Source organism: Abyssibius alkaniclasticus (assembly GCF_020447305.1).
GTDB classification, from domain to species: Bacteria; Pseudomonadota; Alphaproteobacteria; order Rhodobacterales; family Rhodobacteraceae; genus Abyssibius; species Abyssibius alkaniclasticus.
Window position 1 is genome coordinate 2,557,656 of the sequence record NZ_CP095732.1, and the last position, 11,937, is coordinate 2,569,592.

11 protein-coding genes are annotated in these 11,937 nt (G+C 59.7%); 5 read left to right on the plus strand and 6 right to left on the minus strand.

The features are described from left to right. Positions 1 to 58 precede the first annotated feature (58 nt). Together LGT41_RS12760 and LGT41_RS12765 are read left to right on the plus strand one after the other, a co-directional pair. Positions 59 to 1,504, plus strand: a complete 1,446-nt coding sequence (locus LGT41_RS12760; protein ID WP_274127274.1) for a catalase — start codon at positions 59 to 61, stop codon at positions 1,502 to 1,504. A gap of 65 nt (positions 1,505 to 1,569) precedes the next feature. Beyond that, complete coding sequence (locus tag LGT41_RS12765; RefSeq protein WP_274127275.1) at positions 1,570 to 3,000, plus strand: pyridoxal phosphate-dependent decarboxylase family protein; 1,431 nt, start codon at positions 1,570 to 1,572, stop codon at positions 2,998 to 3,000. Between the two features lie 85 nt (positions 3,001 to 3,085). On the opposite strand, the gene lpdA is transcribed toward LGT41_RS12765, so the two are convergent. The 4 genes from lpdA to queA form a co-directional block, all read right to left on the minus strand. Further along, positions 3,086 to 4,480: a dihydrolipoyl dehydrogenase gene (gene lpdA / locus LGT41_RS12770; protein ID WP_274127276.1), complete on the minus strand. Its 1,395-nt coding sequence runs from the start codon at positions 4,478 to 4,480 to the stop codon at positions 3,086 to 3,088. A gap of 79 nt (positions 4,481 to 4,559) precedes the next feature. After that, complete coding sequence (locus LGT41_RS12775; RefSeq protein WP_274127277.1) at positions 4,560 to 5,150, minus strand: DUF924 family protein; 591 nt, start codon at positions 5,148 to 5,150, stop codon at positions 4,560 to 4,562. Beyond that, entirely contained in the window at positions 5,147 to 6,406 is a 1,260-nt protein-coding gene (locus LGT41_RS12780; protein WP_274127278.1) for an MFS transporter, read from the minus strand. The genes LGT41_RS12775 and LGT41_RS12780 overlap by 4 nt, the downstream gene beginning before the upstream one ends. Positions 6,407 to 6,469: 63 nt before the next feature. Continuing rightward, a complete protein-coding gene (gene queA / locus LGT41_RS12785) occupies positions 6,470 to 7,528 on the minus strand; it encodes a tRNA preQ1(34) S-adenosylmethionine ribosyltransferase-isomerase QueA (RefSeq protein ID WP_274127279.1) in 1,059 nt (352 codons plus the stop codon). 90 nt (positions 7,529 to 7,618) lie between these two features. Here queA and LGT41_RS12790 point away from each other — a divergent pair, with 90 nt between their 5' ends. The 3 genes from LGT41_RS12790 (at position 7,619) to LGT41_RS12800 (ending at position 10,035) form a co-directional block, all read left to right on the plus strand. Further along, positions 7,619 to 8,074, plus strand: coding sequence for a peroxiredoxin (locus tag LGT41_RS12790; RefSeq protein WP_274127280.1), 456 nt, complete (start codon positions 7,619 to 7,621; stop codon positions 8,072 to 8,074). Between the two features lie 133 nt (positions 8,075 to 8,207). Beyond that, positions 8,208 to 9,536 (plus strand): M23 family metallopeptidase, encoded by a 1,329-nt coding sequence (locus tag LGT41_RS12795; protein ID WP_274127281.1) that lies wholly within the window; start codon positions 8,208 to 8,210, stop codon positions 9,534 to 9,536. Continuing rightward, the gene (locus LGT41_RS12800; protein WP_274127282.1) at positions 9,526 to 10,035 is read left to right on the plus strand and encodes a bactofilin family protein; all 510 of its coding nucleotides are present in this window, start codon (positions 9,526 to 9,528) and stop codon (positions 10,033 to 10,035) included. The genes LGT41_RS12795 and LGT41_RS12800 overlap by 11 nt, the downstream gene beginning before the upstream one ends. A 45-nt stretch (positions 10,036 to 10,080) precedes the next feature. Here the strand turns inward: LGT41_RS12800 and LGT41_RS12805 are convergent, their stop codons facing one another. Then, a complete protein-coding gene (locus LGT41_RS12805; RefSeq protein ID WP_274127283.1) occupies positions 10,081 to 10,683 on the minus strand; it encodes a M35 family metallo-endopeptidase in 603 nt (200 codons plus the stop codon). 78 nt (positions 10,684 to 10,761) lie between these two features. Further along, positions 10,762 to 11,889 (minus strand): peptide chain release factor 2, encoded by a 1,128-nt coding sequence (prfB, locus tag LGT41_RS12810; RefSeq protein WP_274127284.1) that lies wholly within the window; start codon positions 11,887 to 11,889, stop codon positions 10,762 to 10,764. Positions 11,890 to 11,937: the final 48 nt, after the last annotated feature.

An 11,937-nucleotide genomic window follows, 5' to 3' on the forward strand; every position in this document is an offset into this window, starting at 1 on the left:
CGATTTTCATCTGCCTGCGAATCCGTTAGAACGGGCGCAACAAACAAAGGAGACCAACATGGCCACACCCCCACGTATGACAACCACCGCCGGCGCACCCATCGCCGACAACCAGAACAGCCAAACCGCCGGCCCGCGCGGCCCGGTTTTGCTGCAGGATTATCAGCTGATTGAAAAGCTGGCCCACCAGAACCGCGAACGCATTCCCGAGCGTGTTGTCCACGCCAAGGGCTGGGGCGCCTTCGGCACGCTGACCGTAACGCATGACATTTCAAAATACACCCGCGCCGCCGTGTTCAAAAAAGGCACGAAAACCGACATGCTGGCACGGTTTTCCACCGTTGCAGGCGAATTGGGGGCCGCCGACCACGAACGCGACGTGCGCGGCTTTGCGCTGAAATTCTACACATCCGAAGGCAACTGGGATTTGGTTGGCAACAACACCCCGGTGTTTTTCGTGCGCGACCCGCTGAAATTCCCCGATTTCATCCACACCCAAAAGCGCCACCCGCGCACCAATCTGCGCAGCCCCAATGCGATGTGGGATTTCTGGAGCCTCAGCCCCGAAGCACTGCATCAGGTGACGATCCTGATGTCTGACCGTGGCCTGCCACAAACGCCGATGCAGATGAACGGCTATGGCAGCCACACCTATTCCTTCTGGAATGATGATGGCGAGCGGTTCTGGGTGAAGTTCCACTTCAAAACCCTGCAGGGCCACGCGCATTTCACCAATGAAGAGGGCAATGCCAAAATCGGCCAAACCCGTGAAGGCTATCAGGAAGCGCTGTTCGGCGGCATCGAGGCCGGCAATTTCCCCAAATGGCGGGTTTGCGTGCAGATCATGCCGGAAATGGATGCGGAGAAGACCGAGTATAACCCCTTCGACCTTACCAAAGTCTGGCCGCATGGCGACTATCCGCTGATTGATGTTGGCGTGATGGAGCTGAACCGCAACGCCGACAACTACTTTGCCGAAATCGAACAGGCGGCCTTCAGCCCCAGCAATATCGTGCCCGGCATCGGCTATTCGCCCGATAAAATGCTGCAGGCGCGCGTGTTCTCCTATGCCGACGCGCATCGCTACCGGCTTGGCACGCATTACGAGGCACTGCCGGTCAATGCGCCGAAATGCCCGGTTCATCACTATCACAAAGATGGCAGCATGAACTTTTTCGGCCAGAAAACCGGCGCGGGCGATGCCTATTACGAGCCGAACTCGATGGGCGGCGCGGCTGAAGACCCAAGCGTTGCCGAGCCGCCCTTGCGCATTTCGGGTGATGCGGCGCGCTACAACCACCGCGATGGCAATGACGATTACAAACAGCCCCGCGCCCTGCACGACCTGATGGATGAAGGCCAGCGCGCCCGGCTTTACGCCAACACCGCCGCCGCAATGCAAGGGGTGGATGAGGCGATTGTGAACCGCGCCCTTGGCCATTACGACAAGATCTCGCAGGCCTATGGCGATGGTATTCGCGCCGCCCGCGCCGCGCTCAAGTAACACGAAAAGGGGCAGGTTCGCCCTGCCCCTTTTCATTTTCGCCATGCGCGCCCATGATTGCGCGCATGAGCGATTCCCCCTCCCTGGACCCCGATGACTGGACCGCATTTCGCGCCGCCGCCCATGCGGCACTTGATGCGGCAATCGACCATATCGAAGGGCGCGGCGATGCGCCCGTTTGGCGCGCGCCAAGCGATGCAAGCCGATCGGCATTTACCGCCACCCTGCCCCTTGCGCCGACTACGCCCGAGGCGATTGCCCAGGACATTGCCGCGCATATTCTGCCGCATGATGTGGGCAATACGCATCCACGGTTTTTCGGCTGGGTGCATGGCAGCGGCACGGCGCAGGGCATTGTGCCGGCAATGTATGAGGCGGCAATCAACGCCAATCTCGGCGGTCGGCACCATGCACCAGCACTTGTAGAAAAGCAGCTAAGGGATTGGATTGTCGAAATTTTCGGCTTTCCGGCTGCGGCGTCCGGCCTGGTGGTTTCGGGCACTTCGGTGGCAACGCTCATCGCGCTTTCTGCCGCGCGTTTGCGGGCATTGGGGCCAGATGTGCGCCGCAAAGGGCTGGCGGATGCACCGCGCCTTGTCGGCTACACCTCGGCACAGGCGCATAGTTGCCTTGCACGGGCATTTGATATGCTCGGGCTTGGAACCGAGGCGCTGCGCATCATCCCGGTTGATGATGTTTTTCAGATGAATATCAAGGCACTAAAGGATGCAATTGACGCGGATAAAGCCGCCGGTTTGCGCCCGTTCTTCGTGGCAGGCACCGCCGGTTCGGTGAATGTCGGTGCGTTCGACGACCTGAGCGCACTTGCCGATATCTGCGCTGAACACGGCCTGTGGTTCCATGTCGATGGCGCTTTTGGCGCACTCACGCAGCTTGTGCCGGAACTGCGCCCGCGCGTGGCGGCAATCGCACGTGCAGATTCGCTCGCCTTTGACTTTCACAAATGGCTGCATGTCACTTATGATGCAGGATATATTCTGATCAGGAACGAGGCCGAACACCGCGGTGCCTTTGCTGAACGGCCCGATTATCTGGCGCCGGCCACGCGCGGGCTGGCAGGCGGCAACCCCTGGCCGGTCGACTATGGGCCAGAGCTTTCGCGCGGGTTTCGGGCGCTGAAAATCTGGTATCATCTGCGGCTGTTCGGGCTGGAACGGCTGGGCGAAAAAATCGCCGATAACTGCGCACAGGCGCGCTATCTGGCGGCGCGGGTCGATGCGCAGCCTGCCCTAACCCGGCTTGCACCCGTTTCGCTGAACATCTGCTGTTTTCGCTATGATGCATCCGATGCGGTGAATGACGAAATTGTCGTGCTGTTGCAGGAACGCGGTATCGCGGCACCCTCGACCACGAAAATCGACGGACAGACGGCCATTCGCGTGAACATCACCAACCACCGGACGACGCGCGCCGATCTGGATGCCTTGCTGGCGGCCGTGCTGGATATCGGGCGCGAACGCAGCGCAAAAACCTGAGCCGCCCCGGGCCTGACCCGGGGCCTCGACCCTGACGCAGAGGTCCCGGGTCAGGCCCGGGACGGCGTGGTGCATGTTGAAACCTCTAGAAGTGGATGGCCCGCCCATAGGCATCCAGCACCGATTCATGCATCATTTCCGACAGGGTCGGATGCGGGAAGACGGTGTGCATCAGGTCTTCCTCGGTGGTTTCCAGCTGACGGCCGACGATATAGCCCTGAATAAGCTCGGTCACTTCGGCGCCGACCATATGCGCGCCCAAAAGCTCGCCTGTTTTGGCGTCAAACACGGTTTTGACCATACCCTCGGCCTCGCCCAATGCAATGGCCTTCCCGTTGCCAATAAAGGGGAAGCGCCCGACCTTGATGTCATAGCCCGCCTCCTTTGCCTTGGCTTCGGTCAGGCCAACGCTGGCCACCTGCGGATGGCAATAGGTGCAGCCGGCAATGCTGCCCGGCTTGATCGGATGCGCGTGCTTACCGGCGATCAGCTCGGCCACCATCACGCCCTCATGGCTGGCTTTATGGGCCAGCCACGGCGCGCCGGCGATATCGCCAATCGCATACAGCCCGTCAACGCCGGTGCGGCAGAACTCATCTGTAATGACATGGGTGCGATCAATTTTTACGCCCGCGTCTTCCAAGCCAAGCCCCTCGACATTGCCGACGATGCCCACGGCTGAGATGACGGTGTCAAACTCCAGCTTCTCGACCTTGCCGCCAAGCTCGACATGGGCGATGACCTTGTCGGCAGAACGGTCAAGCTGCTTGACCATCGCCTTTTCCATGATCTTCATGCCCTGTTTGACGAAAGACTTCTTCGCAAAGGCGGAGATTTCGGCATCTTCCACGGGCAGAACACGGTCCATCACCTCGACCACCGTCGTATCGGCGCCCAGCGTGTTGAAGAAGCTGGCAAATTCAATGCCAATGGCGCCAGAGCCGATGACAAGCAGCTTTTTGGGCATATGCGGCGGCTGAAGCGCGTGGCGATAGGTCCAGACGCGCTTGCCATCGGCCTCCAGCCCCGGCAATTCGCGCGCCCGCGCACCCGTGGCGACGATAATGCTTTTGGCCTGCAACTCGTCGCTGCCCCTGTCGGTTTTCACGGCAACCTTGCCTGCGCCCGCCAACTTGGCCTCGCCCATGATCACGGTGACCTTGTTCTTTTTCAGCAAATGGCCCACGCCGCCGGAAAGCTGCTTGGCCACCCCGCGCGAACGTTTCACCACCGCGTCGATGTCATAGCCGATCTTGTCGGCCGACAGGCCAAACTCTTTGGCCCGCTCCATCAGGTGGAACACTTCGGCAGAGCGCAGCAAGGCTTTGGTGGGGATGCAACCCCAGTTCAGGCAGATGCCGCCAAGGTTTTCGCGCTCGACCACGGCAACCTTTTTGCCAAGCTGTGCCGCCCGGATGGCCGCGACATAGCCGCCCGGGCCGGCACCAATTACCACAACATCGAAAACCTGCGCTGCCATATTCTTGTTCTCCAAAACTATGTTGGCCTATAGTTAGCCAATAATTCCTGTCTTAGCCATAATGCCCGATGAATGGCCGCTATGCACCAGCCGAAAGGGTATCGACGATTTTGCCATAGCCGCCATCATCCAGATAGGCCTGCTCGGCCGCCGAGGATGTGCGCGACATCATGATATTGCGCGTTGGAAACCGGCCGAATTTGCGGATGATCTCGCGGTGTGCGCGCGCGTGCAGCAGCATGGTGCCGCCTTCGCTGCGGCCCTTGAAGGCGCGCACCGAAGCATCCTGGTCGGCGTTGCATTCGGCGTGCATGAGCGGCATGTAGTAAATGCTGCGCGCAGGCTCGGCTGTGGCGATATCATCGCCGCGCGAAAGCGCAAATTTTGCAACCTTGCGCGCGCCGCTATCTGTAGCGAAGGCGCGGCCATCTTCGCGGAACATGTTGCGCGGGAACTGGTCGAGCAAAATGACCAGCGCCAATGTGCCCTGCCGCGTTGCCAGCCAGTCTTTCAGCAAGCGGTCGCGCGCCAATTCATAGGTTGCCATGAAGCGGCTGGTGATTGTCGCATCCAACGCGTCGGATTGGCTGAACCAGCCTGCCGGGCCAACCTCGTCTATATAGAACGCGTTGATATCTTCTGGCGTGATACTGTGTGTGATCTTGCTCATGAGCGCTGCTCCCCGTCCGCATGGGCTTTATCAATCGCGAATTCCTGTGCTGCCTCGGCGACAACCACAGTCGACTGCGGCATGACGGTGGTGAAGCCTGTTTGCAACCCGATCGAAATGCTTGCGCGTCTGGTCATACGATAGAGGCCATAGGCGCCAATACCACCGAAAAATGTGGCCATGCCGCCAAAAAACGCGCCCGCACCCCAGTTTGACATCATCCAGCCGATGAGAATGGGCGCGCCAATAGCCCCGATGCCGTTCAGAAAGATCAGCCCGCCCGAGGCCGAGGCCATATCTTCCTGCTGCAAATGGTCGTTCGTATAGGCGATAAGCAGCGAATAAAGCGGGTTGGCAACGCCACCCATGATGGCCGCCAAAATCAGCAGCACGGCGAAGGTTTCGTAAACGAAAATGCCGATCGTCATGGCGCTGGCGGCCAGAATGGTCAGCGCGATGATCAGCTTGCGCCGGTCCATCCTGTCGGACAGATAGCCGATCGGATATTGCGCCACCATGCCGCCGATATAGATGACCGCCACAAAGATCGAGATTTCCCTGACACTCAGGTTGATCTGCGTGCCAAACACCGCCGCCATGCCGAACTGGATGGAAAAGACCGAGCCAAGCAGCATTGTGCCGACACAGCCCAAAGGTGAGGTGATAAAAAGCTGGCGCAATGTCATGGGTTTGGTGGCACGAAACACCGGTGCAGGGCTGACCGAAAGCAGGATCGGCAGGAAGGACATTGACACCAGCACCGACATGACGACAAACAGGATATAGCCGCTCGGGTCGGCAAAGTTCAGCACGACCTGCGCCGAAATGATCCCCATCATCTGCACGATCAGATAGGCCGAAAGCGCCTGACCACGGGTTTCATTGGTGGCCGCATCGTTGAGCCAGCTTTCGGCCACAACGTAAACGCCGGAAAACGAAAACCCGACCAACACCCGCATTACCATCCAGACATAGGGGTCGGGCCAAGCGGCATAAAGGATAAAGGCGGCTGAAATCAGCGAGCCGAGGGCGGCAAAAACCCGCACATGGCCAACGCGGCGGATCATATGCGGTGCAAGCCGCGAGCCAAGCAAGAACCCCAGAAAATAACCCGACATGATGAAGGCCATGATCTGCGGGTCAAACTTTTCGTAGGCGCCGCGCACCCCCAGCAAGGTGCCTTGCAGCCCGTTGCCCAGCATCAGCAGCAGCATACCCAGCAGCAAGGCCCAGGAGTTCTTGAGAATGATCAGCATATATGGCCTTTTGAAAGTAAATTGCGGTCAATCTGCACGGGTTAGACTAGCACGTCGCGCCAATCACGTAAGGTCGGGCAACAAAAGCGACGAATCGCCATAAGAAAAGAAGCGGTAGTTTTGGGCAATGGCATGGGCATAGACTTCGCGCATCCGCCCCAGCCCCATCAGGGCCGAGACCAGCATCAGCAGGGTTGAACGCGGCAGGTGGAAATTGGTCATCAGCCCGCTGGTGGCCAGAAATTCATAGCCCGGATGGATGAAGATATCGGTCTCACCCTGCCACGGCGCAACAACGCCCTTGGCGGTGGCCGCAGATTCGATAAGCCGCAGCGCGGTCGTGCCCACCGGAATTACGCGCCGCCCCTCGGCATGGGCGCGGGTGATGGCATCGGCGGACGCGACCGAGATTTCACCCCATTCGGCGTGCATCTTGTGGCTGGCAATGTCATCGACCTTCACCGGCAAGAACGTGCCCGCGCCCACATGCAGGGTGACACGGGTGCTTTCAACACCCTTTGCGGCAAGCGCGCCAAGTAATGCAGCATCGAAATGAAGCGAGGCTGTGGGCGCCGCCACGGCACCGGGGCGGCTGGCGAATACGGTTTGGTAATCGGCCCGGTCGGCCGCATCGGCGGCGCGGCGGCTGGCAATATAGGGCGGCAGGGGCATATCGCCCGCAGCCTCAATCGCGGCATCAAGTGCTTTGCCGGTTTGATTGAAGCGCAGTTCAACCTCTCCCTGGTCGCGGGCGGTAACTTCGGCGGCCAACCCTTGCGCAAACTCTACCCTGTCGCCCAGTTTCAGCCGTTTGGCGGGGCGGGCGAGCGCGCGCCAATGGTCGGCGCCCAGCCGGGTGATGAGGTTAAAGCCCACCTGTGCGCGGCCCGAACCATCGGATGTTGCGCGCAGGCGTGTGCCAGCCAGATAGGCCGCCAGCACCCTGGTGTCGTTGAACACCAGCAAATCACCCTTTCGCAGAAAGGTGCCAAGCGCGTGAACATGGCTGTCTTCCATGCGTTTTGGCCCGGCGACCAGCAGCCGCGAGGCCGGGCGGGGCTGGGCGGGGCGCAATGCGATCAGCGCCTCGGGCAGGTCAAAATCAAAATCATCGGTGCGCATCGCAGCCCTCGTTGTTGCTGCCCCAATAACGAGGATTGCCGCCCAACAAAACCCCTTGTTTGTGTTTGGCGATTATGCTCTGGCAGGGATATGCCGATAAGCCTGCACAGCCCCTGCCCCGCCTTCGATTTGCCCGTAACGCCGGGCGAAACCCTTGGCAATTCCGCCTTGCTTGGTGCGCCCTTCGTGCTGTTTTTGTATCCGCGCGACAATACCAGCACCTGCACCACCGAGGCGCTGGCCTTTGCCGCTGCCCTTCCGGCATTTGCGGCCCAAAACTGCCGTGTGATCGGCTGTTCGGCCGATAGCATTGCCAGCCACAAGAAGTTCCAGGCCAGGCACGGTTTTGACCTGCCCCTGCTGTCGGACCCTGATCGCCTGCTAATAGAGCCGCTTGGCGCCTGGGTTTTGAAAAAGCTTTACGGTCGCGACTATATGGGCATTCAGCGTTCGACCTTTTTGTTTGATGCACGGGGCAGGCTGCAAGCCGAATGGCGCAATATCCGCGTTAAAGGCCATGTCGAGACGGTGTTGGCCGCGCTCTAGCTCGGCGGCGGTTCCCTGCCGAAACGCCGCGTATCGGCGAAAAATCATTGCGAAAGCGGGCCAAAATCCCTATCGCTAAGCGCGACAGTGTATAACAAGCCCATCAGGGCGAATTATCTAGGGCACCTAACCTATGGCAAAATCAGACCCGGCGAATCGCAAACCGGGTTTTCTGGCGCGGCATCTGCCGGCAATGACGGTGACATTCAGCGATGTGCATGGCGTGCGCCAGCATCGCTTTTCGCCGTTTGGCCGGCTTTTGCTTGGCGGCGCTGTGCTGACAGCGGTTGCCTGGACAACCATTGCCACCACCACGCTGCTGCTCAACGGAAGTGATGATGCAGCACCTGTGTCCGAAGCCCAGGCCCTGCGCACCGCCTATGAGGCCCGGCTTGCCGATCTGATGGCCGAGCGCGATGCCTTGCGCGAGCAGCTTTCAACCCGCGCATCGCGGCTGAGCGAGGCCGAAGATTCGCTGCTGCGCCAACAGCAGGAAATCATGACCCTGTCGGCAGCGGTATCCGAACAGGGCCAGCGCGTGACCGTGCTGCGCAACCAGCTTGGCGGGCTGCAATCGGCGCGCGATATGGCCGATAGCGAAGCGCGCGTGCTGTCGCAAAAACTGGCCGTTTTGCAGCTTGTGCTGAACGAAGGGCTGAACGGCGATGCCGAAGTGTCCAGCACGATCGAAACAATCGCCAGTGCCCTGGCAGAAACCGCGGCGCGGCGCGATGAATTCGCCGCCGAAGCTACCGCGCTGAGCGAGCGGATCGCGCAGATCGAGCTGGAACAGGAGCTGGCCCGCCAGCGCCAGGAACGGATGTTCGGCCAGCTTGAAGGCGCAATCGAGCTAACACTTGTGCCGCTTGAAAACGTGCTGAAACGCATCGGGCTGGATGTTGACCAGATATTGGACTCGGTGAAGCGCAACTATTCCGGCACGGGCGGGCTTTCGTCTGAATTTGTTGCGGCCGCGCCCGATGGCACCGGCAATGACCCGCTTGCGCTGCGCGTTTCATCCGTTTTGGAGCAGTTGGACCGGCTTGCCATGCTCAACATTGCCGTCAACACATCGCCGCTAGGCGAGCCGGTTGGCGGCAGTTATCGTTTGTCGTCGAGCTTTGGAATGCGCTCTGGCCGAATGCATCGTGGCCTCGACATGGCCGGCCCGACCGAGACAGCGGTGATCGCCCCTGCCGATGGGGTGGTAAGTTTTGCCGGAGTCCAGAACGGGTTTGGCAATCTGATTAAAATACGTCACGAGTTCGGGTATGAAACCTTTTATGCGCATCTGAACTCCATCGATGTGACCGTTGGACAACGTGTCACCCGCGGAGAGCGCATTGGCGGCATGGGCAATACCGGGCGTTCCTCCGGCCCCCATCTGCATTATGAAATTCGGCTCAATGACGAGTCGATAGATCCCATGACATACATAAGGGTAGGACGCGATGTTTTCTAAAACCAAACCAACCGACGGAAACGACAAGCACGAAGCCCCGACGCTGACCACCCCCAGCGCGCCGTCTTCCAACTCGTCATCATCCTCAAGCGCCAGCAGCTCTTCGGCCCCGGCACCAAGCGCCGCGCCCAAGCCAAAACCGGCCCCCTCCATCCTGTCATCCGACCTGATGGTCAAGGGCAACCTGATCACCACGGGTGACATTCAGGTTGAAGGCACGGTTGAAGGCGATATTCGCGCGCATCTGCTGACAATCGGCGAAGGCGCCACCGTCAAGGGCGAAGTGATCGCCGATGATGTGGTCATCAATGGCCGCATTCTGGGCCGGGTGCGCGGGCTGAAAGTGCGGCTTACTGCTTCGGCGCGGGTCGAGGGCGATATCATCCACAAAACAATCGCCATTGAAAGCGGTGCGCATTTTGAAGGCTCGGTGCAGCGCGCCGACGATCCGCTTTCGACTTCGGAAAAATCCAAGGCGCCGGTCAAGGCAACCGCCTGACCCCGGCAGATTTGATTCATGATCGGGCCCCTTTCGGGGCCCTTTTCACAGGCCTTTCAAATAGGCGTCTTCCACAAAATACTGGTAGGAATCGGCATTGCGCACGGCAAGGCCCGGCGTTTCGCGCGCCATTTCGATTGACCTGCCGCGCGTATAGATATTGTCATCGGTCGCGGCCACATTGTCAAAATGCGAAAGCTCATGCACCATTGTGCCCGCCATTGTGCCAACCCGGTTGAAGCCCGCACGGTTCTTGTCGCCCGAAAGCTGTGGCAGGTTGAAGAAATTGTTGCAAATATTGATCTGGAACGGCCGGTCGGGCCAGACATTGGCATAGACCGAGCCGGAACAGCCATCTTGCAAGGGGCGCGCGCAGTTTACCCGCAGAATGCTTTCATCCAGCACTTCCTTGATGGCGGCAAGGCTGCGGCGCACATCATTGGCGCGCGACGTATCCCAATGGCCGAACCACCGCTGATAGATCGTGCTTTCGGGGTGAACCGCCGTTGTCGCAATGCTGACTGCGTTGCGCGCGTTCGACATGGCCTTTTGAATGGCGCCAATTTGCGCGGGGTTGCAGTTTACAAATTCGGCGCGCGCCGGGATGGCTGTGAGAAACAGAATTGCTGTAAAAATCAGGAATCGCATAAGTCACCTCTTACCTGTCGCGCAAGTCTGCCCGAAACGGGGAATGAGGCAAGTCAATCTTTCGCGCCTTGGCTGAAATCAGTCCAGCGCCTCGGCCTCGCCGCGCGATTTTCCCGAAAGGTTTTGCGCAAGCGTAGCCGCCATGAACGGGGTCAGGTCGCCATCCAGCACGCCCTGCGTATCGGATGTTTCATGCCGCGTGCGCAGATCTTTCACCATCTGATAGGGCTGTAGCACGTAGGAGCGGATCTGGTTGCCCCAGCCCGCATCGCCCTTGGCTTCATGCGCATCGGTAATGGCCTGGTTGCGGCGGCGCAGCTCCATTTCATAAAGCCGCGATTTCAGCGCCGCCCAGCAGTTTGCCCGGTTCTGGTGCTGCGATTTTTCCGAGCTTGTCACCACGATATTCGTGGGCAAATGGGTAATACGCACCGCCGAGTCGGTTTTGTTCACATGCTGGCCACCCGCGCCGGATGAACGGAAGGTATCAATCCGCACATCGGATGCGGGAATGTCGATTTCGATATTGTCATCGACCACCGGATAGACCCAGACCGAGGCAAAAGACGTGTGGCGCTTGGCGGCGGAATCAAAGGGCGAGATGCGCACCAGCCGATGCACACCGCTTTCGCTTTTCAGCCAGCCATAGGCGTTATGCCCGGTAATCTGATAGGTGACCGATTTGATGCCCGCTTCCTCGCCAGGGCTTTCGCTGAGCAGTTCAACCTTATAGCCCTGCTTTTCGGCCCAGCGCACATACATGCGCGCCAGAATCGACGCCCAGTCGCAGCTTTCGGTGCCGCCAGCACCGGCATTGACCTCCAGAAACGTGTCATTGCTGTCGGCTTCACCATCGAGCAGCGCCTCCAGTTCCTTTTGCGCGGCAAGTTTTTGCAGGGCGAACACGGCGGCTTCAGCCTCGGCCACCACTTCGGCATCATCCTCGGCCTCGCCAAGTTCGATCATCTCGACATTGTCGGAAAGCTCGCGCACAAGCCCGGCATGGGTTTCCATCGCATCGACCAGCGCCTGGCGTTCGCGCATCAGCTTCTGGGCGCGGGCCTGATCGTTCCAGAAATCCGGCGCTTCGGACATGGCGTTGAACTCTTCCAGCCGGTGCTGGGCGGTTTCCACGTTCAACCGCTGCGCCAGAAGCGCAATGGATTTTTCGATTTCCTCAACGGCGGTAACAACTTCGGCGCGCATATTCTGCCCATGTCTTAATGTGTGTGGCGGTCATAGCAACGCGCCGGA